The following is a 20558-nucleotide window of genomic DNA, read 5'->3' as shown; positions in this document are numbered from 1 at the left end:
TCCTCCTTGATTTGTGGTTTCAAAAGGTCAAAAATTGACGATCTGATGATAGAAGATCCTGGTCAAGCACCTGTTCCAGAATCTGAACTGCACTATCTATTTGCTCTTCAGTGATAATAAAAGGTGGTCCCAGCATCACCATGTCACCAGCCTGTCCTCGGTCACACCCGCTTGAGTATTCAACAAACATTCCCTTTTCAAGGCATGCAGCAGACACCCTGGAAGAAAAACCCAGACTTTTTTCAAACGGTTTTTTGGTTGTTTTGTCTTGGACAAACTCAATACCACGCATTAAGCCCAGACCCCTGACATCACCCACCAGCGGGTGGGCTCTTAATTTATCAAGTTTGTTATTCAGATATTCACCCAAGGTGTGGGATCTTTCAACAAGATCATGTTCTTTGATGTAATCCAGTGTTTTTGATACCACCGAACAGCCCAGCGGGTTCCCGCCCCAGGAATGACCTGCACCGAAGACACCGGAGTTGGATGCAATTTTGTCATGAATGAATTGAGGAACAGCTGTCGCTCCGATGGGGAAATACCCCCCGCTCAGGCCTTTGCCCAGCGCCAGGATATCTGGCACCACATTGAAATGTTCATATGCAAACATTTTGCCGGTTCGTCCGGCGCCTGTCATTACCTCATCAAACATGAGGAGCACGTCATATTTATCACAAATCTCTCGGATCCGTTCAAAATACCCTTCAGGAGGGACCGCCCCGCAGAGAGCCATGCCTGACACCGGTTCTGCCAGAAACACCGAGACATTATCCGGCCCCAGGCACATGATTTCATTTTCCAGGGCATTGGCACAGTCCAGGTCACAGTTGTCCGGTGTTTTGTTGAACCAGCAGCGGTAACAGTATGCCGGCGGGATATGGTTGAAATCATGAAGATAGGGCATAAAATCATTTCTTCTGGCTGTGGCACCGGTCCACGCCAGAGCCCCGGCGGTGCTGCCGTGATAGCTTTGCCATCTGGAGATGACCCTTGATTTGGATGGTTTGCCATTGTCCAGATGGTATTTCCGGGCAATTTTTATTCCGATTTCAATCGCTTCGGTCCCGCCGGAAACAAAAAACACCTTGTCCATGACAAAATTGGATGCTTCGCAAAGTTTTCTTGACGCTTCTTCAAGCGGCGGGTTGGTAAAATCCACACGATGCACATAGACCAGTTTCCTGGCCTGTTCATTGATGACATCTGCCATTTCTTCAAGACCATGGCCCAGACTGCAAAGAATGGGGCCGCCGGAAGCATCCAGATACCGGTTTCCCTGGTCGTCATAGATGTACACTCCCTTACCGGAGGCAATGGATACATATTTTCGGTTCAAGAAAAAGTGAAATACATGAGATTTTCCAGAGTCTGTTTGATTATTCATGTTTTTCTCCTGGTTCTGATCATGAGATGGGCAAGTATTTTGAAATTTTTTGTGCCAGTTGAATTATTAGTTCAGCATATTCTTTTTTTATTTCTGACAAAGACGTCTGGGTTCTGAGAAAATCAAAACAAATAGCGCCGGCAACCTTGTTCGTGCCAGCATTTATCAAAGGAGCACCCAGTGCCAACAGGCCAGGGACGAACTCTTCGTTGTTGATGGAATATCCTCTTTTTTTGATCAATGCCAATTCACAAAACAGCTGGTCTCTGTCGATGATGGTTCTTCCTGTTTTATTTTCAAAGGACAGTGAATTGATAACAGCCATCTGTTCCTGTTCCGGGAGAAATGCAAGAACAGCTTTTCCAAGTGCGGTACTGTTTAGATCTTTTATTACTGTCGGTAATTGATAAGGCAGGGCATTTCGTAGTTCTCGCCTGTAAATGATCATAAGCGCATCTGTATCTCTTAAAGCCACATCCATTGTGATTTGATGCTGGTTGCATGTTTCATCTACAATCGGTTTTATCATCTGGAGGAAATCAAATCCTCTCAACAAACCATGGCCCAATGAAATGGCCTTTGATCCGAGCTTCAGTCTTTTGGTTTCCGGGTGTTTTTGAAGATAGCCCAATTCCACGAACGTGTTCACAAATCTGTATGTGGATGTCATGTTGATGCCGGTCAATTTCGATATATCGGATTGCGTACAGGAAATACGATCCTGATTGAACAGGCTTAAAATTCGTAGCCCTTTTTCAAGACTTTTGGAGAAATATGGGGTCTGCCCTTTTGCCATTAGTACCGACCCTTTACTATTATAGTAAATTGTTTACTTTTATTAACTATAATAATTTTTAATTTTTCAATTTGTCAATAGAAAATTTTTGTTTTATCGATTTTTTTTCTTGGACAGTGCAATGCATTTTATCGACTTTTTCCAAAACTTAGCATTTTGAGGCCGACTTATTGAATATCTTCCTTTCTTCTTTATAGAACAACCCCGTATTTGCGACACTGCCGTCCTCTTAGGTAATTCATGGTATTCTTTATGGTAACACTATGTCCATATATTTTATAATTATCTGAATTTATTGATATGATGGCGGAGAGGGTGGGATTCGAACCCACGATCCCGGTTTTGCCGGGATACTGCTTTTCGAGAGCAGGGCCTTCAGCCGCTCGGCCACCTCTCCGATTCAGGGACCTGTCACTGGGCAGAAGTTTTGATTTTATCGATTATGGGATGCATGTCAAGAAGTTCCAAAATAATTATTCTTGAGTCATTGGCATGGATTGCTTAATATACTTGGATATTATTTTTTATAAAGCAGGCAATTACAGGAGAAGGGTGAATGGAGTTTTTTTTCAGGCCCCGGGGTATTGCGGTTGTGGGAGCCACAGCCAGCAAAGGAAAGGGCGGTAATCTGATTGTGTTGAATCTTAAAAAAGGATATTTTGGGCCGGTGTATCCGGTCAACCCCGGGTACGATGAAATAGAAGGGTTTACCTGCTATCTGTCCGTGTCTGATGTGCCGGATCCCGTGGATCTGGCCATCGTGTTTGTGGCGGCCCACATGGTGCCGCAGGTGATCGAGGATTGTGCCCAAAGAGGGATTCCGGGCGTTATGATCCAGTCTGCCGGATTTTCGGAAACCGGCACCACCGGGGCGGCATTGCAGGAGAAGATCAGGCAGACAGCCCGGGAAACCGGCATCCGCCTGTGGGGGCCCAACTGTATGGGCCTGGTGGATGTGCCCAGCCAATGGATATTTTCCACGGTCACCCCGACCATCTGGGATACCGGCCTGACTCCCGGCAATGTGTCTTTGATCGCCCAGAGCGGGATGCTGGCCGGGGCGTTTCTCATCGATCTCATATCCCACGGCACCATGGGGATCGCCAAGGTTTGTTCCATCGGCAACAAAATGGATGTGGATGAAAACGATCTCCTGGAATGGCTGATTCATGACCCGGACACGGCCGCCATCGGGCTGTATCTGGAATCGTTGACCGACTGCCGGCGGTTCATGGCCTTATGCCGCAGTACCCCCAAACCCGTGGTGATTCTCAACGGCGGGAAAACCGCAGGAGGCGCAGCAGCAGCCCAAAGCCACACGGCCAGTCTGTCGGCCGGCGGAGCACTGGTGGCCGGTGCCATGGCCCAGGCCGGAGTTATAACGGCGGACGGGTTTTACCAGCTGGCTGATTTTTCAAGGACCTTTGGCATGTATGCCCATCTGCCGCCCCGAACCGGAAACCGGGTGGCCGTGCTCACCTACACGGGTGCCGCAGGAATCGTGTCCGCGGATATCATGGACCGGCACGGCCTTGAATTGTCTCAATTCAGAGACACTACGCTGGAAACATTGCAGACGGTTTTTCCGGAATGGATGCCGCCTGCCAATCCCGTGGACATGTGGCCCGGAATTATTTTGAACGGATCCAAAAAAACCTATGAAACAGCCATGCAGGCGGTGTGCGCTGATCCGGCGGTGGATGCCGTGTTTATCCATTGCTTTGCCGGTGGATTCAGCCTGGAGGTGGATCTGGAAAAAATGGCCGACACCGCCCGGGAAGCGGGCAAGCCGCTGTTCTGCTGGATTTCCGGGGAACGGGACCGGGTGTATCGGTTCCAGAAAACGGCACAGCCCCTGGGGGTGCCGGTATTCCGGGAGATAATGCGGGCCGTGGAATGCATGGGCATGCTGCTGAACCGCCCCTGCCCAAAGATTGAAACCGATCCGGAAACAGCGGCGGAAGAACGGATCCGCCGGTTGACACAGGATCCCCGCCTGGCGGTGCTGGCATCAAACACCGGTGAACTGGACGAATTGGTATCCAAACAGGTGCTCAAAGCCTGCGGCATCCCGGTGGTGGAAGAAAAACAGGTGACTTTTTTTGAGGAAGCACAGCGCGCGGCGGCTGATTTCGGGTTCCCCCTGGTGGTCAAGGGCATGGTTGCCGGGGTGTCACACAAGACCGAATCCAGTCTGGTGCACCTGGGCATCGCCTCTGACCAAGATCTTGCATCGGCGGTGACAACGCTTCAACAGACCATGGAAGGCCGCGGCCGTATCCTGATCCAGAAACAGGTCCCGGGGAAAATAGAGCTGGTGGCAGGATTTGTCCGGGATCCCCGGCTGGGGCCCTGTGTCATGTGCGGGCTGGGCGGGATATTTGCCGAAGCCCTCAATGACACGGTGTTCGGGGTGGCGCCTCTGACCCTGGCAGATGCCCTGGCCATGATCGACCGGCTCAAATGCCGGCCCATGCTGGACGGGTATCGGGGATATGATCCAGTGGACAAAAATGCCCTGGGACGTATCCTTGTCATTTTGGGGGATTTGGGTTGCGCGTATCCGGACATCCGGGAAATCGATATCAATCCTTTGATTATGCACAAAGGAGATCCTGTTGCCGTGGACGGGCTGGTGGTGCTGGCATAATTATTGCCTATAGCAATTTATGGTTTTTCCACTTATAATTGAGTTTAGAAACGCGGCAACTTTTCATCTGGTTACCGCTTAAACCCGGATCAGCAAATATCGGTTATTGCTGGATTCAAACAAAAAAATCTGGAGGAACGATGAAAAGCTTATTAAAAAATCTGGTAATCATTGTGATGCTTGCTTCATTGAGTTTTCTGACGGTCAGTTGCAACACCATGCAGGGGGTGGGTGAAGATCTGGAAACTGCCGGTGAAAAAATTCAACAAAAAGCGGATTGATTTAGTTTGATGGCTGAGACAACACCGCCGCAAAACGCATTCAATCGACTGGCTGACAGCAAAAGCCCCTATTTACTGCAGCATGCAGATAATCCGGTGGCCTGGCATCCCTGGGGAAAACAAGCCTTTGAAAAAGCAAAAAAAGAGGACAAACCCGTTTTTCTCTCCATCGGATATGCCACCTGCCACTGGTGTCATGTCCCACCCCATGGGATTTACGCAGTTTCTTGCTGCCTGTGATTTTATCATCGGCCCGACCCAGGAAATTGTGGTGGTCGGGGACCCCGGCAACCAGAAGACCACAGACATGTTGCGTGCCGTCAAACAGGCATATCTTCCCAATAAAGTCCTTTTGTTCCGCGGCAAACAGGACGCTTTTGAAGAACTGGATAAAATCGCTGCCTATGCGGGGGAAATGGCTTCTGCCGTACCTGTGGACCGGCCTACAACATTCTGGTGCCAGCAGTTTGCCTGCCGGGAACCCATTACCGCGGTTGAAAAACTGAAATCCATCATAGAATCCGCATGAAAAAAGGGCGGTCAATGCCCGGTTCAAAAAAATTGTCTTTATTTCAACAGCGGTTTTTCGTATAAGAATGAGACAAATCAGACGACAGGTGCAGGACCAAAATTTTCCTGAAAGGAACGACCAATATGGCAACGACCGACATGTGGAATGAGGCGTATATAGAGGCCCAGTATAAAAAATGGAAACATGACCAAAACGCCGTTCCCCGGGACTGGCAGTTTTTCTTTAAAGGATTTGACATCGGAAACAAAGGGGCGGCAAAACAAGACATTGCCGATACCCCGGATGCGGCCCTTGCCCAGTCCCGGGTGGAATCACTGATATACCGGTACCGGGACTTAGGCCATCTCATGGCGTGCATGGATCCGCTTTCTTCCTGCCCCACAGACCATCCGTTGCTGAACCTTGAGACATTCGGCCTGTCGCCGGATCAGCTGGATACTTTTTTTTACACCCGCCGGTTTTCCGACTCAGGCCGGGCCCGGCTCAAGGATATTCTCAGCCGGCTCAAGGAAACCTACTGCCATTCCATCGGTGTTGAATACATGCACCTGCAGGACCCTGCGGAAAGACGATGGCTTCAGGAAAGAATGGAACCGGTCAAAAATCGCCCGGACCTTGCAGACAAAGAAAAAACCATGGTACTGGAAAAACTGACCCGCACCGGGGTGTTCGAACGGTTTCTGAACAGTAAATATCCGGGCCAGACACGGTTTTCCGTGGAAGGCGCCGAGATGGTCGTTCCCATGCTGCATGCGCTGTTCAACCGGGTGTCGGAGGACGGATGCGGCGAAGTCATCATGGGCATGGCCCACCGGGGCCGGTTAAGCGTTCAGACCCAGGTGCTTCAAAGGCCGTATGAGGATATTTTCAAGGCGTTTGAAAGCTGTTACAATCCCGCGGACCTCATCGGTGCCGGGGATGTGAAATACCACAACGGGTACCTGGCGGATATCGAGACCGCCGGCGGGAAATCTTTGCGGGTGTGTCTTCTGGACAATCCCAGCCATCTGGAATCCGTGGATCCGGTGGTCGAAGGGTTTGCCCGGGCCAGGCAGGAAAAGGCCGGCTCCGATGGGTTACGCCAGATTCTGCCTTTGCTGCTCCACGGGGATGCCGCGTTCGCCGGCCAGGGCATTGTGGCGGAAACCTTGAACATGTCCCAGCTTTCAGGATTTCATACCGGCGGAACCATTCATATGATCATCAACAACCAGATCGGGTACACCACAACGCCTGAAAATGCCCGGTCCAGCCGGTATTCCACGGATGTGGCCAAAATGCTCATGGTCCCGATTTTTCACGTTCACGGCGAAGACCCGGAAGCGGCCCTTCATGTGGTGAACCTGGCAGCGGCCTACCGGAAGCAGTTTCACAAGGACGTGGTGATCGATGTGATCTGTTACCGCAGGTTCGGCCACAATGAAGGGGATGAACCCTATTTTACCCAGCCCCGGATGTATGAGCGGATCCGCTCCCGGGCCCCCCTGGACCGGGCCTATGCCGACCGGCTGATCGAAGAAAAAATCATTTCTCCTGAAAAACCCGAAGCGCTGTCAAAAGCGACAAAAAAGGAGATGGAGACCGCGTTTGACAATGTCCGGGGTGATACGTGCACGTTTCCGGAACCGAAATTTTATCCGGAATGGGACGGCATTTCCACCAGCTATTCCCATGAAAAAACCGATACGGCCGTGGAAAAATCAAAATTAACGGCCTACGCCCAAAAACTGTATGAAGTCCCGGAGGGGTTTGCCATTTATGACAAACTGGCCCGGGTCCTGGAAAAACGTCTGGATGCGGTATCAAAGGGCAAGGATATTGACTGGGGCACGGCGGAAGCGTTGGCATTTGCCTCCCTTCTGGCCCAGGGCATTCCCGTCCGGTTGAGCGGCCAGGACAGCGGCCGGGGCACCTTTTCCCAGCGCCACAGCGTGATCCGGGACATCAAAAACGCAGACCTTTGGGTGCCGTTGAACCATATTGCCGAAGACCAGGCGGCATACCGGGTTTATGACAGTTTTCTGTCTGAAGCCGGTGTTCTGGGATTTGAATACGGGTATGCCGTGGCAAATCCCGGAGGGCTGACCCTGTGGGAGGCCCAGTTCGGGGATTTTGTCAACAATGCCCAGGCTGTGATCGATCTGTATATTGCCGCCGGAGAGGCCAAATGGCGGCGCCAGTGCGGCCTGGTACTGCTGCTGCCCCACGGATATGAAGGTCTGGGGCCGGAGCATTCCAGCGCCCGGCCGGAACGCTTTCTCCAGTTGTGCGCCCATGACAACCTCCAGGTGTGCAACCCCACCACCCCGGCCCAGTATTTTCATCTGCTCCGGCGCCAGATGATGAGGTCATTTAGAAAACCCCTGGTGATCCTGACCCCCAAAAGCCTGCTGCGGCATCCCATGGCCGTGTCGGAAATAAAAGATCTCACCTCAGGCGGTTTCAGTGAAATCCTGGATGATCCTGAAACGGTTAAAAATCCCGAGCGCGTGGTGTTTTGCAGCGGAAAAATCTTTTATGAACTGGTGAAAAACCGGTCGGAATCCGCCCGGGACAAGATTGCCATCATCCGGATGGAACAGTTTTACCCGTTTCCCGAGCAATTGCTGGAACAGGTCATTTCCAGGTACAAGAATACCCCACAGTGGTACTGGGTCCAGGAAGAACCCGCCAACATGGGAGGGGCTGAGTTCATCCGGCCGCGCCTGGAAAAAATGGTGGGCGATTCGGTGCACTGCGTGACTCGCCCGGCCCAGGCTTCCCCGGCCACGGGGTTTTCAGGGGTTTACAAACAGGAACAGGCAGCGATTATCAAAAAGGCATTAACGCTTTGATCCGGCCTGTGTCGGGCCCGGCCGCGTTTTTACTGCATTTTTAAGGAGTGATCATGGCACATGACGTAAAAGTTCCAAGTGTGGGCGAATCGGTTACAGAGGCCCTTCTGGTCCAGTGGTTGAAAAATGACGGGGACACTGTTCAAGCGGACGAGCCTTTGTTTGTCATTGAAACCGATAAAGTCACCCTGGAGGTGACGGCAGACACCGGCGGTACACTCAACATCAAAGTCAAAGAAGGGGAGACCGTGGCCATCGGCACGGTGGTGGCGGAGATTGAATCCGGCGGAAAGACCGAAAAAGACACTTCCGACACGGCACGGGAACAGGAATCCGAACCCGAAAACACCGCCCCAAAGGACTCCGGCCCTTCTGAAAAAAAGGAACCCAAAGGCCAGGAGAAAAAAAGCGAAACGGAAAACAAAGAGATTCCGGAAAAAGATGAGGGGGATAAAGTCGGCAACATCTCCCCGTCGGCCCGGCGTCTGGCAGAAGAAAAACAGATTGACCTGTCCGATGTCACGCCCAGCGGCCCGGGCGGCAGAATCACCAAGGGTGACGTGCTGCTCGTCCTGGAATCTTCCCAGGACCGGGCCGTTGAACCGGATGCTTCTGAACCGGACAAGGCTGAATCGGACGGCAAGACTGATCCGGAGACATCTGCATCAGACAAAGCAGAACCTGACAAAGCAGGAAGCGATAAAGGGGAAAGCGATCAAGCGGATTCAGGCAAGGTCGGCTCCGAGGAACGCGTGACCCGGAAACCCATGACCCCGATCCGCCGCAAAATTGCGGAGCACCTGCTCAAAGCCCGGCAGAACACCGCCATGCTGACCACGTTCAATGAAATCGACATGAGCCGGGTCATGGCCCTGCGCCAGGCATACAAAGAGCCGTTCAAGGAAAAGCACCAGGTGTCACTGGGATTTATGTCTTTTTTCATCAAAGCCTGCATCGAGGCATTGAAACAGAATCCCCAGGTCAATGCCTTTGTGGACGGCAAGGATATTGTTTATCATCATTACTATCATGTGGGGGTGGCCATCGGATCGGGCAAAGGTCTGGTGGTGCCGGTGATCCGCCATGCAGACCAGCTGGATTTTGCCGGCATTGAAAAGGCCATTGTCGCGTTTGTGGACAAAATCGAGAACAACCGGCTGGAACTGGCAGACCTGGAAGGCGGCACCTTTACCGTGAGCAACGGCGGTGTTTACGGGTCTCTTTTAAGCACCCCGATTCTCAACTCCCCCCAGAGCGGGATCCTGGGCATGCACAAAATTGAAAAACGGCCCGTGGTGGTGGATGATGAAGTGGTGATCCGGCCCATGATGTACGTGGCGTTGAGCTATGACCACCGCATCGTGGACGGCAGGGAGGCGGTCACCTGTCTCAAAAAGATCAAGGCCTGTGTTGAAAACCCGGAACGCATGCTTTTGGAGGTATGATAATGAGTCAGAAAAACACCTATGATGTGGTGGTCATCGGATCAGGACCGGGCGGTTATTCTGCGGCCCTGCGCGCTGCGCAACTGGGATTTGACACCGCTCTGGTTGAAAAGGAGAAAACCCTGGGCGGGGTCTGCCTGAACGTGGGATGCATCCCGAGCAAGGCCCTGCTGGATTCAAGCGAACGATACCACCAGGCCCGGCATAAAATGGCGGAACACGGCATTGAGATCAAGGATGTGCGGCTGGATCTGGAAACCATGATGTCGCGTAAAAACAAGGTGGTGGAAGAACTGACCCATAATCTTCGGGAGCTTCTGGAAAGAGGCAAAATAGAGATCATCCACGGCACAGCCCGGGTGGAAGCACCGGACCGGGTCCATGTCACCCGGAATGAAGAAACCGGGAGCGGGGACAGGGAACTGATCCTGCCGGCCCGGTATATTCTGGTGGCCACGGGCAGCGAGCCCAATCCCCTGCCGGATCTTGATTTTGACGGCAAACACATCATCAGTTCAACCGACGCTTTGGCACTGGATACCGTGCCAAAGCGGCTGGGCATTGTGGGGGCCGGGTATGTGGGCCTTGAGCTGGGATCGGTGTGGCAGCGGCTCGGGTCTGAAGTGACGGTGATCGAGATGCTGCCCCAGGCCGCCGGCAACGCGGACGGCCAGGTGGCACGGACCCTGATGCGGCTGCTCAAAGCCCAGGGCATGGATATCCGGTTGAAGACCACCGTTACAAAGGCGGCGGTAAAAGACAATCAGGTTGAGGTATCGGTCAAGGCCAAAGACGCGTCAGACACCCTTTCCTTTGACCGCCTGCTGGTGTCGGTGGGCCGGCGCCCGAGGCTGGACGGCCTGGGACTCGACGAACTGGGGGTGGAAACAGACCCGGACACCGGCCGGATTGTCGTGGATGCGGCTTTTCGTACCCGTGTGCCGTCCATTTATGCCATCGGTGATATCATCGCCGGACCCATGCTGGCCCACAAGGCGTCCGCTGAAGGCGCGGCTGCGGCAGAATGCATGGCCGGTCTGCCCGGAGACGTGAATTACGACACGATTCCTTCCGTGATTTATACCTCTCCCCAGGCCGCAGGTGCGGGCATGACCCAGGAAGACGCAAAAAAAAGGGGCATCCCGTTTCTCACCGGCACGTATCCGTTTTCAGGCACAGGCAGGGCAAGGTGTCTCGGGGAGACGGACGGATTTGTCAAACTCATTGTCCATAAAACATCCGACCGCATCCTGGGCGTGCACATCATCGGTCCCAGTGCCTCGGAAATGATTGCTGAAGGCGTGGCAGCCATGGAAGCCGGGATGACCGCAACACAGATCGCAAGTATGGTTCACAGCCATCCTACATTCAGCGAAGCCATCCAGGAGGCTGCGGCAGCGGTCCCGAAAAAACAGTGGCAGCCATGACCCATTCAAGAGCCTTGTTTGTCGTGCTGACCGCCGGAGTCCTGTGGTCGTTCGGGGCGCTCACCATCCGTTACATGGTGGACCCTGAGGATTACCGGTGGCAGTATCTGTTTTTCCGGGGGTTGACCGTGGCGGCTATCCTGTGCATCTATCTGATGGCCAGGGACCGGCACCGGTTTGTGGAAAATTTCCGGAAAATCGGAGCGTCAGGAATTGTCGGCGCGTTAGGCCTGGTGGGGGCGTTCATTTTTTTCATCTGGTCCATCACGTTGACCACGGCGGCCAACACCCTGTTTCTGTTCTCCACCATCCCGTTTATTGCGGCATTTCTGGGGATTGTCCTTCTCAAGGAAACCCTGCGCCCCATCACCTGGGTGTCCATGGGCATCGCATTTGTGGGCATCGGCGTGATGGTGGTGGAAGGTCTGGAAGCGGGCAGCCTGCTGGGAATCGTCACGGGATTTGCTTCCGCCTGCGGGTTTGCCACGTTTTCCATCTCGCTGCGGATGCGCAAGGAAACCCCCCAGTTTGCCACAGTGGCCCTGGCCGGGATCCTGTGTGCCGTGATCACCGCCGGGATCATGCTGATTCAAAACGATGCCATCGCCATGCCTTTGCGAAACATTCTATTGAGCATGGTGCACGGGTCTCTGGTGGGGGTCGGGCTGATCCTGTTTTCTTTAGGGGCCGGATATTTCCCGGCGGCTGAACTGAACCTGCTGTCCCTGTTCGAGGTGGTGGGCGGGGTGATCTGGGTGTATCTGCCCATCTTCGGGATTCATGAGGTGCCCAGCCTGCTGACCGTGATCGGCGGCTGCATTGTTTCCGGGGCCATTGTCCTGAACAGCCTGGGGGCCAGGCATGAACCCGTACCCATCAAGCCGGTGTGAAACAGGTTATGCCACGCGGTCAAACGCGTGCCTGATCTCAGGCATGTGGTCCACAAGAATGCGCATGAACGCATGTTCCAGATCGATCATCTCGTGATCCTTTTTCCGGAGCCATTCCGACAGCCAGGCAAACCGCAGGGCCAGGACGTATTCCGGGAAAAACCGCCACCCCATCTCACTGATCACATCTGTCTGGTGCAGTTTAGCCAGAAAGGTCATGACCATGTCCATGCCCAAGCCGTTGGGGTTCTCGATGCCGGCACATCCCACAAAATTGGCGGCATCGTAAAGATCGGGTTTGATGCCGGCAAACTCCCAGTCGATCACAGCCCGGATCTCGTCCTTGTCCCAGATGATGTTCAAGGGGTGCAGATCCCCGTGGCAGAACGCCAAGGCTAAGTGATCATGGGCCGGCATGAATTCAGCCTCCAGAAAATCCAGCACCGGCAGAAACCGGTCATACACGGGCGGATCATGGATTTTCATGGTTTTGAAAAGTTCATGGATATAAGTTTTGATGGAAAACCGGGGAAAAGAGAGGTGCTTTTCCATGCCCGTGGCGGTTTCAGCCATTTTTATCAGGAACCGGGCCGTGTTTTGGCCCATGGCTGCGGATGACAGATAATCCGGCCGTTTTAAAAGGGTTCCGTCAAGAAACTGAGAGACTTGAAAACAGGCCCCATTGAAAATCGGCAGAAATTCTCCCCGCACCGTTTTCCGGTATGGCACCACCCGGGTCAGGCCGTGGGTGAATAAAAAATCCACAGCCCGGGCCACCCGGTCCCGGAGGGCTTGTTTTCCGGGGTCAAACTGCTCCACCAGAAACTGCCGGTCCTGTGTATCCGCCATCACTATCCGGGACAAGGCCCGCTCCGGGCTGCCCTGGATGTCGATGTCCTGCCGGATACAGTGGATGTCCATCTGCCATTGATCACAAATCCACTGGCGCAGGGCTGTGTTTGACCAGTCAAGCATGGGTTATCTTATTCTTTGAAACTGTTCCGGCAATAGGTTTCCCTGACCCGGAATGCAGCGATCAAAGACAGAATGCACAGTATTATCATGGCGATGAACCCGTTCTGGTAGTCACCGGCACTGTAAACCCGGACCCCGGCCGCCAGGGTGCCGTCCCAGGTCAAATCCGCAATATAGCCCACCAGGGGCTGGGCCAGGGCCGTGCCCACGAAACACCCGGTGTTGACCATGCTGACCCCCATGCCGGACAGGTTGGGATGGACAATCTCTTTGGCTGCGGCAAAAGTGATGACAAACCCGGATGCGGCAAACCCCATAAAGGCAAACAGAACATAACCGCTGATCCCGGTTGTCCACGGCAGAAACATCAGCATGGGCCAGGACACCAGGAATGCGGCGGCCGCTGCAATCAGAAACGGTTTTCTCCGGCCGATTCTGTCGGAGATCCATCCCCAGAACAAAGCGCCCAATGCAAAGCTGAGCAGCTGGGCCGTCATGAGGTTGGCGGAAGCCCCCCGGCTCAGTTCATGGACGTCCTGCAGATACCGGATGCCCCACAGTCCCATGAACGCATAGCTGCTGCCGATCATGCCCAGCTGGACCCAGAACCCGGGCCAGACTTCAAGGGTCATGGCCACGCTTTTAAGGTTGGTCACCCAGTGGCGGGTGTGGATGTCCAGGCTGCCCCCATAGGTGTTGGGCGGATCAAACCCCATATCCTGGGGCTTGTTTTTCACTATCAGAAATCCGGCCAACGCCAGTATCAAAGAAAGGGAACCGATCCCTGTGAACACCGTCCGCCATTGAAACACCGTTAATACCTGCGCCAGGGGTCCGGCCGCCAGCACCCCGCCGAGATTGCCGAAAAACAGGGTCAGGCCGCTCATGATGCCGAACACTTTTTCATGGAACCACACCGCGTTGTTTTTCATGATGGCGATAAAGACCACAGACACGCCAAGCCCCACCAGAAACCGCCCGGCCAGAGCGATTTCAAAACCCGGCGCCAGGCCGAACAATATGGATCCGGTGCCGGCCACCAGGTTTCCGAAGATGATGGATGTCCGGGTGCCCAGGGTATCGGCGATCACGCCGGAGGGAATTTGCATCACCGCATACACGGCAAAATAGACCGCAGCCAGGGATCCCAGACGGGCCCCGCTGATGCTGAAGTCCGCCATGAGATATTCCGACACCACCCCCGGGGCCATGCGGTGAAAATACACCAGAATATAGGTAAGGATGAGAATGGCAAAAATAGACCACCTGGCCAGCTCGAACCGGAAATCCGATGGTCCGGAAGCATTGACATCGCGTTGTTTCATAGGACGGGTTCCTGATTTGTTTAAAGATTGAACCGCTTAAATACAGGTTTCGTCCCATTCTGTCAATCCGGATCTGGCCTGTTTATCAACCCGGGCACGGAAAGTTTAGGATACAGGTTTGGCTGTTTTTATTTTCGGCTGCCAGGTTGACAGCCGGTGTAATCGGATCAATGATGATCCTATGGGTCACTGATTCAGATGCGCCTGGATCATGTGGTACCCTGTTGATAAGGAAATGACGAAATGACCGTGGTGTATGATATATTAAAAGAATCGTGGTATCTGTATCTGGATGTGGCCGTGTACATGCTGTTCGGGTTTTTTATCGCCGGGCTCCTGCATGTGTTTTTCAAGGCGGAAAAAATAAAGACCTATCTGGGAACAGGCAGGATCAAACCGGTGGTGCTTGCGGCGTTTTTCGGTATCCCTTTGCCGTTGTGTTCCTGCGGCGTGGTGCCCGTGGCCACAGGCTTGAAAAAACAGGGAGCCAACAGCGGGGCCGCGTTGTCATTCATGATATCCACCCCTGAAACCGGGGTGGATTCCATTGCCGTGTCCTGGGCCATGCTGGATCCGGTCATGACGGTGATCCGGCCCGTGGCCGCGTTTATCACAGCCGTCTCCACAGGGATCGCCCAGAATTTTTTTGGAAAGGACAGCCCTGTGGCTGAAAAAATTGACCCCAAACCATCCGGGGGCTGAGGGTGTGCCGATGACACCCGTGCCGGTGCACCCACACCCCCTTCTTCTTTTTTTCCCCGGTTTGTCACAGGCATGAGATATGCCTTTGGCGAACTGGTGAGCGATATTGCAAAACCCTTTGTCGTCGGGATTCTCATCGCCGGCGTCATCACCTTTTTTTTTCCGGAGGATCTCACGGTCTGGGCCAATGATCACCGGTTTGTCTCCATGCTGGTCATGCTGGCCGCAGGAATCCCGATGTACGTGTGTGCCACGGCCTCCACCCCCATTGCCGCGGCCCTGATTCTTAAGGGGCTCAATCCCGGTGCCGCCCTGGTGTTTCTGCTGGCCGGTCCGGCCACCAATGCCGCCACCATCAATCTGGTGAGGACCATTTTCAATACCCGGACCCTGGTGATCTACCTGTCCATGATCGCTGTCACTTCCCTGGCCATGGGGATCGGTGTGGATGCGGTATATGATTTGATGGGCATCCGCGCCAGCGCCGTGGTGGGACAGGCAGCGGAAATCGTGCCGGTCTGGATTCAAATCCCTGCCGCAGTCGTGCTGGCCGTCCTGATGGTCTACACCAGCTGGAAGCAGTCGACCGGTTGTGCATCCACGGTGTGCAGCTCAGAATGCAGCGAATGAACGTATCTGGTGCGCCCGGAAAAGGATTGGAAGGTTTTTGTCACTGTGATCCCGGGGGATGAACGGCATAACCGGCAAATTTTTTCTGATATTCTTTGGGTCTCAGTCCTGTCAGGCGGATGAACAGTTTCCGGAAAAAAGAGATATCTTCATACCCCACGGCATAGGTGATTTCACTGAAGGTGGCAATGCCCTCCTCCAGAAGCTGCCGGGCTTTTTCAACACGGAGTGCCTGAAGATACGACAAAGGGGTCATGCCGGTGGCCTGCTTGAACCGCCTTTCCAGGGATCTGCGGCTTATCCTTAAAGTGCGGGCCAGTTCATCATAGTTCACTTCCCGGGCCAGATTTGTTTCAAGCCATTGCTGGGCACGGGCTATCAAAGGATCGGTATGATCGGTGATCCCGGGAAAACAGCGGAAGGGGGCCTGGCTCTCCCGGTCCATGGCAAGAACCATGGTTTTTGCCGATTTTGTGGCAGCCGGTCTGCCGCAGAATTTTTCCACCAGATAGAGTGACAGATCCATGCCGGCGGTGACTCCGGCGGAACAGTAAAGTCTGCCGTGATCGATGAAAATCCGGTCCTGCTGCAACCGCACGTTGGGATACCGGGCTTTGAACCGGTCTGCAAACCCCCAGTGAAGCGTGGCGGATCTGCCGTCCAGCAGTCCGGTTTCCGCCAGAAGAAATGCCCCGGTGCAGATACTGGCCACATGGGCCCCCTGATCATAATGGTGCCGGATCCAGCCGGGCAGCTCCGGGTTTTGCTCAAGGATTTTATCGATATATGTGGCTGAGGCAATGATGATCAGGTCGGTGTGCGAAATCTGTTCAATGCTGCAATGGGGCATGATTTCCACCCGGTTCACGGACCGGATGGGTTTGCCGTCTGCCGAGGCAAGTGTCACGTCAAACAGCGGGGTGCGGGGGGTGCCGGCCAGCCGGTTCCACAGGCGGCCGGCCTGGTTGAGGATGTCCATGGGGCCGAAAACCGTGGTTGCCATGGAGTTGTAAAGGCCTAAAATCGTAACATGTATCATGGGGCTGAATTTTTCTTTCTTTCTGTCGTTATCACCTCTCTAAATGTCGTTTATGCCACTTTTGTTTTGTGTCTGCAATGGCTAAAACAAAAAAACAAGCCAGAAACCTGTCATTTAAAGGAGGTGCACCATGACAACCGACACCATTAAAACCGTTATCGCCCCCTGCGGCCTGTGCTGTGAAACCTGTTTCGCCCATGTCAACGGGGATATCAGGAAATTGAGCATTCAGCTCAGGGAAAAGCTGGGTAATTTCCGGGCCGCTGCCCGGCGCTTTGAATCCATGCTGGAGGCGCCTGTGTTCAGGAAATACCCCGATTTTGAAAAAATGCTTGATTATTTTGCGGCAGAACACTGCCACGGCTGCCGGAATGAACAGTGCCGGATTTTTAAAAACTGCGGTGTGCGGCCCTGTCACCAGGAAATGGGGGTTGATTTCTGTTACCAGTGTGATCAGTTTCCCTGCAACAACACCCGGTTTGATGAAAACCTGTACAACAGCTGGGTGTCCATCAATCAGATCATCCGGAAAAAAGGAATTGAAACCTATTGTGAAACAGCCAGAACCCGGCCCAGATATGGTTGAAGCAGCCCGCTAAAATGGTTCACACAGCACCGCGCAGTGTTGGCGCGGCAATCAGTTCCGGTGCTGTGTGCACACATCCACCCAGTCGTTGCAGTCTGAAAACCGCTCCAGTTCTTCTATGGTCAGGCGGATTGAGGCATTCTGGTCCCCGGCTGCCGGAATGATTTCCGGGTGTTTTTTCAATGAGATATCCAGGTACACATCCATGGGCTGTTTGAGCCCAAAAGGGCATACACCGCCCACGGCATGGCCGGTGTATGCCAGCACTTCGGCAGGTGAGAGCATTTTCGCCTTTTTTGAAAACTGCTGCTTGTACTTCTGGTTGTCGATTTTGGCCCTGCCGGCCACAACAATCAAAATGGGCCTGCCGTCCAGTTTAAATGACAGGGTTTTGCCGATCTGATCCGGATCCACGCCATGGGCGGCGGCTGCCTCGTCAACCGTTGCAGTGGAGGTTTCAAGTACCATGACGCGATCCTCCATGTTGAAATCTGAAAAAAACTGTTTAACTGCTTCCACTGACATAGAATCGTTCCTGTTCCTTTGTTATTTAAGGCGTTTGCCTGTGGAGAACGCGTCTCCGATTTTTTTGCCCACACTGAAATACGCTTTTTCAGCGGGGGCATACAAAATCGGTTTCATTTTTTCAATGTCCGGCATCCCGTTTTCCGCCAGAACGGATTCATCCGCTTTGATGTCCACAATTTCTCCGACAAACTGGGTGTGCAGCCCGATCTCCAGGGTGTGTATCAATCTGCATTCCAGAATCAGGGGGAATTCCTTGACATACGGCGCATTGACCTGGTCGCTTTTGACCGGGGTCAGGCCGGCGGTCTTGAACTTGTCCTCGGTTTTCCCGGATGCCATGCCCAGATAATCAGCTGCTTCCACATAGGTTTCTGAAGGAATGCTCAGGGTATAGGCACCGCTGGCAACGAGACAGTTGTAGCTGTAGGTCGCTTTTCTCAAAGACACGGTCACGCACGGCGGGCTGGAACAGCAGATCCCGCCCCAGGCCGCTGTCATGGCATTGGGTTTGCCGTTCTTGTCATAGGTCCCCACGATCAGTACCGGTGTGGGATACAGGATTGTTTTTGCACCAATGGATTTTTTCATACTGTAACCTTCCTTTGCTGGTGTGCAGCGATAGCCGAACACCTGTCAGTTTAAAAAAGGGTTATGCAAATAAGTATTGATCTCTCCGGTATTCCCCTTCTTCCATATCATCCGAGATTATCAGATTTAGGATTGCATGGATATCATAAATTTATTCAGCCTCAGAATACTCATACAGGGATAATTAATCTTGATTATTATCGATAGATGCAATTCTCCTACAAAATATATTGGGTAAAATTAAAATCCCCAGGACTTTTAATAATAGTGTTGACCTCAAACCCTCGTTGAGGGAATAAAAATTGAAAAAGCCCGCATCATAGTAGAATGGATATCATCTTCTTTTTATCTCCAAATAGTTGGTAACTACTTGATTTTCTATCACAACATCCTGTGTTCATGTCAAGTCTGCAATTTTTTCTTCCCTGTATCCCACTGCCGTAGCATTCAATGCATCTTGACAATTGAACGACAGGGCTTCTTTTAGCGTAAATTCCAAAGTGTCTTTAAGTTCTTCGTATGTTTTTCCAGGCAATTTACTCCCGGGATTTCTTTAATCCATCCAAACCACCAGCCGTCTATATGTTTCATTACCGCTGTATATTGGTTCTGCATTTTCAATACATCCTTTCTGACAAATTGTTCCCGCTTTCATAGGGTATTCGGCTACTATGGATGTTTAAATGTTTAGACGAACCATAATAAAGCCGATAATATCGATTTTTAGATTGTAATAAGTACCCTTTATAAAATGCCTTGAGAAAAATTATCGCATGGGGACTGATATATGTAAGGTTCTTTGGATATTTAACGTGCTTAAATTATTTGACTTTATATTTTAATTGAGACAATGATTTACAAAAAATCAATTTTCCAAGAATGAAGATTGGGTGTTGTATCTTGACGAGAAATAGTATATCACACGGATACGATTTTGAATTAATATTATAAAAGTCTGAGCGTATAATGAAACGTAATATACTTCTTGTTGAACCTGGATACAAAACTAAGTTTCCACCGTTAGGACTCATGAAAATATCTGCTTACCACAAGCAGGTTGGTGATTATGTGAAATTTGTGAAAGGTATCAGTGAAGGCATTTCATATGAATGTTACTGGGACCGAATTTATATTTCCACGGTTTTTACGTTTAATTGGGCTGTAACTGTAAAAACTATCAATTATTATAAATCCTTAGTTCAGGGAGACATAACACGCATCTTTGTCGGTGGCATCTTAGCAAGCTTGATGCCCGACGAACTTGCTAAAGAAACAGGGATAACACCTATTCAAGGTGTATTAAACCGCCCTAAAATCCTTGATAATGAAAAATTAATCATTGATAAAATTATTCCAGACTATGAGCTTTTTGACAAAACTCCACACAATTATAAATTGGTCCAAGATAGTTAGTGTCTGACCGAAAACTCAGAACGCCACGTTTTTCAAGGGGATGACGGCTAAAACTTATTTGAAATTTTTACTTATAATTGAATTGCTTGTTGATTTTTACTGATTTCTGTGTTAATATAACCTATTAATAATTAACGAGATTTTAACAAACGAGAGAAATCGAAAGCAATTCAAATTTCAACACCCAAACAAAACTTCGAGGTTGTTTTGCGTAAAATTTTTGAACCACAAATGACATTCGGGCAGACCCCTATCGACCAAATCAAACTTGACATGAGGGCCAGGGATGAAATTCCCAAGCTGCTTTTGGGGCTCCAGCATATCTATTGCGATCAAGATCTGCGAGAAAAAGTTTTTGCCATCCTCAAAAATGTGATTCCGGAAGACACTGACTCCAGAAATGGACGTCCGGGAATGGACCTGTGGAAAATCCTTGTGATGGGCACCATCCGGCTCAATTGCAATTGGGATTACGATAAGCTCCAGGAGATGGTGAACAACCCACAGAACATTAAGGCAGATGCTGGGAC

General features: G+C 51.9%; 18 protein-coding genes, 1 tRNA gene and 1 pseudogene. 12 read left to right on the top strand and 8 right to left on the bottom strand.

The window, feature by feature from the left end; all coding sequences use genetic code 11:
- Positions 1–19: 19 nt before the first annotated feature.
- From DPO_RS18395 to DPO_RS18385, 3 genes are all read right to left on the bottom strand, one after another.
- Positions 20–1387 (bottom strand): aminotransferase family protein, encoded by a 1368-nt coding sequence (locus tag DPO_RS18395; protein WP_006967803.1) that lies wholly within the window; start codon positions 1385–1387, stop codon positions 20–22.
- Between the two features lie 19 nt (positions 1388–1406).
- Positions 1407–2183, bottom strand: a complete 777-nt coding sequence (locus tag DPO_RS18390; RefSeq protein ID WP_006967802.1) for an IclR family transcriptional regulator — start codon at positions 2181–2183, stop codon at positions 1407–1409.
- 304 nt (positions 2184–2487) lie between these two features.
- A tRNA-Ser gene (locus tag DPO_RS18385) sits at positions 2488–2580 on the bottom strand.
- A gap of 159 nt (positions 2581–2739) precedes the next feature.
- On the opposite strand from DPO_RS18385, the gene DPO_RS18380 reads away from it, so the two are divergent.
- From DPO_RS18380 to DPO_RS18350, 8 genes are all read left to right on the top strand, one after another.
- Positions 2740–4833, top strand: coding sequence for an acetate--CoA ligase family protein (locus tag DPO_RS18380; RefSeq protein WP_006967801.1), 2094 nt, complete (start codon positions 2740–2742; stop codon positions 4831–4833).
- A gap of 140 nt (positions 4834–4973) precedes the next feature.
- The gene (locus DPO_RS18375; protein WP_006967800.1) at positions 4974–5114 is read left to right on the top strand and encodes an entericidin A/B family lipoprotein; all 141 of its coding nucleotides are present in this window, start codon (positions 4974–4976) and stop codon (positions 5112–5114) included.
- Between the two features lie 9 nt (positions 5115–5123).
- Positions 5124–5354, top strand: a complete 231-nt coding sequence (locus tag DPO_RS24690) for a DUF255 domain-containing protein (RefSeq protein ID WP_201765644.1) — start codon at positions 5124–5126, stop codon at positions 5352–5354.
- Positions 5323–5643 (top strand): hypothetical protein, encoded by a 321-nt coding sequence (locus tag DPO_RS18370; protein WP_083912076.1) that lies wholly within the window; start codon positions 5323–5325, stop codon positions 5641–5643. The genes DPO_RS24690 and DPO_RS18370 overlap by 32 nt, the downstream gene beginning before the upstream one ends.
- A 125-nt stretch (positions 5644–5768) precedes the next feature.
- Positions 5769–8480, top strand: a complete 2712-nt coding sequence (locus DPO_RS18365; protein ID WP_006967798.1) for a 2-oxoglutarate dehydrogenase E1 component — start codon at positions 5769–5771, stop codon at positions 8478–8480.
- Between the two features lie 53 nt (positions 8481–8533).
- A complete protein-coding gene (gene odhB / locus DPO_RS18360) occupies positions 8534–9925 on the top strand; it encodes a 2-oxoglutarate dehydrogenase complex dihydrolipoyllysine-residue succinyltransferase (RefSeq protein ID WP_006967797.1) in 1392 nt (463 codons plus the stop codon).
- Positions 9926–9927: 2 nt separating this feature from the next.
- Positions 9928–11352 (top strand): dihydrolipoyl dehydrogenase, encoded by a 1425-nt coding sequence (gene lpdA, locus DPO_RS18355; RefSeq protein WP_006967796.1) that lies wholly within the window; start codon positions 9928–9930, stop codon positions 11350–11352.
- Positions 11349–12242, top strand: a complete 894-nt coding sequence (locus tag DPO_RS18350; protein WP_006967795.1) for a DMT family transporter — start codon at positions 11349–11351, stop codon at positions 12240–12242. Before lpdA ends, DPO_RS18350 begins: the two co-directional genes overlap by 4 nt.
- 6 nt (positions 12243–12248) lie before the next feature.
- Here DPO_RS18350 and DPO_RS18345 read toward each other — a convergent pair whose 3' ends face one another.
- Both DPO_RS18345 and DPO_RS18340 read right to left on the bottom strand, forming a co-directional pair.
- Complete coding sequence (locus DPO_RS18345; RefSeq protein WP_006967794.1) at positions 12249–13217, bottom strand: phosphotransferase; 969 nt, start codon at positions 13215–13217, stop codon at positions 12249–12251.
- 8 nt (positions 13218–13225) lie between these two features.
- Entirely contained in the window at positions 13226–14542 is a 1317-nt protein-coding gene (locus tag DPO_RS18340) for an MFS transporter (protein ID WP_006967793.1), read from the bottom strand.
- Between the two features lie 243 nt (positions 14543–14785).
- Between DPO_RS18340 and DPO_RS26500 the strand changes: the two genes are divergently transcribed.
- The gene (locus DPO_RS26500) at positions 14786–15874 is read left to right on the top strand and encodes an SO_0444 family Cu/Zn efflux transporter (protein WP_268870646.1); all 1089 of its coding nucleotides are present in this window, start codon (positions 14786–14788) and stop codon (positions 15872–15874) included.
- 40 nt (positions 15875–15914) lie between these two features.
- On the opposite strand, the gene DPO_RS18330 is transcribed toward DPO_RS26500, so the two are convergent.
- Positions 15915–16913: a GlxA family transcriptional regulator gene (locus DPO_RS18330; protein WP_006967790.1), complete on the bottom strand. Its 999-nt coding sequence runs from the start codon at positions 16911–16913 to the stop codon at positions 15915–15917.
- 130 nt (positions 16914–17043) lie between these two features.
- On the opposite strand from DPO_RS18330, the gene DPO_RS18325 reads away from it, so the two are divergent.
- Positions 17044–17499 (top strand): DUF3795 domain-containing protein, encoded by a 456-nt coding sequence (locus DPO_RS18325; protein WP_006967789.1) that lies wholly within the window; start codon positions 17044–17046, stop codon positions 17497–17499.
- A 51-nt stretch (positions 17500–17550) separates the two neighbouring features.
- Here DPO_RS18325 and DPO_RS18320 read toward each other — a convergent pair whose 3' ends face one another.
- Positions 17551–18024 carry a YbaK/EbsC family protein gene (locus tag DPO_RS18320; RefSeq protein ID WP_006967788.1) on the bottom strand — a complete coding sequence of 158 codons (474 nt, stop codon included), beginning with the start codon at positions 18022–18024 and terminating at the stop codon, positions 17551–17553.
- Between the two features lie 21 nt (positions 18025–18045).
- The gene (locus tag DPO_RS18315) at positions 18046–18615 is read right to left on the bottom strand and encodes a flavin reductase family protein (RefSeq protein ID WP_006967787.1); all 570 of its coding nucleotides are present in this window, start codon (positions 18613–18615) and stop codon (positions 18046–18048) included.
- 966 nt (positions 18616–19581) lie between these two features.
- On the opposite strand from DPO_RS18315, the gene DPO_RS18305 reads away from it, so the two are divergent.
- Together DPO_RS18305 and DPO_RS18300 are read left to right on the top strand one after the other, a co-directional pair.
- Positions 19582–20028, top strand: coding sequence for a hypothetical protein (locus DPO_RS18305; RefSeq protein ID WP_006967786.1), 447 nt, complete (start codon positions 19582–19584; stop codon positions 20026–20028).
- Positions 20029–20235: 207 nt separating this feature from the next.
- A pseudogene (locus tag DPO_RS18300) lies at positions 20236–20558 on the top strand (ISNCY family transposase); the annotation flags it as partial.

The sequence above is a fragment of the Desulfotignum phosphitoxidans DSM 13687 genome, assembly GCF_000350545.1.
GTDB lineage: Bacteria > Desulfobacterota > Desulfobacteria > Desulfobacterales > Desulfobacteraceae > Desulfotignum > Desulfotignum phosphitoxidans.
This window is presented reverse-complemented; position numbering and strand designations above follow the sequence as displayed.

Excerpts from the sequence above, each read along its gene's own strand:
- DPO_RS18370 (WP_083912076.1), top strand. The coding sequence starts at position 5,323 with ATGGGATTTACGCAGTTTCTTGCTGCCTGTGATTTTATCATCGGCCCG.
- DPO_RS18315 (WP_006967787.1), bottom strand. The coding sequence starts at position 18,615 with ATGAAAAAATCCATTGGTGCAAAAACAATCCTGTATCCCACACCGGTA.
- DPO_RS18325 (WP_006967789.1), top strand. The coding sequence starts at position 17,044 with ATGACAACCGACACCATTAAAACCGTTATCGCCCCCTGCGGCCTGTGC.
- DPO_RS18330 (WP_006967790.1), bottom strand. The coding sequence starts at position 16,913 with ATGATACATGTTACGATTTTAGGCCTTTACAACTCCATGGCAACCACG.
- DPO_RS18345 (WP_006967794.1), bottom strand. The coding sequence starts at position 13,217 with ATGCTTGACTGGTCAAACACAGCCCTGCGCCAGTGGATTTGTGATCAA.
- DPO_RS18350 (WP_006967795.1), top strand. The coding sequence starts at position 11,349 with ATGACCCATTCAAGAGCCTTGTTTGTCGTGCTGACCGCCGGAGTCCTG.
- DPO_RS18365 (WP_006967798.1), top strand. The coding sequence starts at position 5,769 with ATGGCAACGACCGACATGTGGAATGAGGCGTATATAGAGGCCCAGTAT.
- DPO_RS18375 (WP_006967800.1), top strand. The coding sequence starts at position 4,974 with ATGAAAAGCTTATTAAAAAATCTGGTAATCATTGTGATGCTTGCTTCA.
- odhB (WP_006967797.1), top strand. The coding sequence starts at position 8,534 with ATGGCACATGACGTAAAAGTTCCAAGTGTGGGCGAATCGGTTACAGAG.
- DPO_RS18305 (WP_006967786.1), top strand. The coding sequence starts at position 19,582 with ATGAAACGTAATATACTTCTTGTTGAACCTGGATACAAAACTAAGTTT.
- DPO_RS18395 (WP_006967803.1), bottom strand. The coding sequence starts at position 1,387 with ATGAATAATCAAACAGACTCTGGAAAATCTCATGTATTTCACTTTTTC.
- DPO_RS24690 (WP_201765644.1), top strand. The coding sequence starts at position 5,124 with ATGGCTGAGACAACACCGCCGCAAAACGCATTCAATCGACTGGCTGAC.
- DPO_RS18380 (WP_006967801.1), top strand. The coding sequence starts at position 2,740 with ATGGAGTTTTTTTTCAGGCCCCGGGGTATTGCGGTTGTGGGAGCCACA.
- DPO_RS18340 (WP_006967793.1), bottom strand. The coding sequence starts at position 14,542 with ATGAAACAACGCGATGTCAATGCTTCCGGACCATCGGATTTCCGGTTC.
- DPO_RS18390 (WP_006967802.1), bottom strand. The coding sequence starts at position 2,183 with ATGGCAAAAGGGCAGACCCCATATTTCTCCAAAAGTCTTGAAAAAGGG.
- DPO_RS18320 (WP_006967788.1), bottom strand. The coding sequence starts at position 18,024 with ATGTCAGTGGAAGCAGTTAAACAGTTTTTTTCAGATTTCAACATGGAG.
- lpdA (WP_006967796.1), top strand. The coding sequence starts at position 9,928 with ATGAGTCAGAAAAACACCTATGATGTGGTGGTCATCGGATCAGGACCG.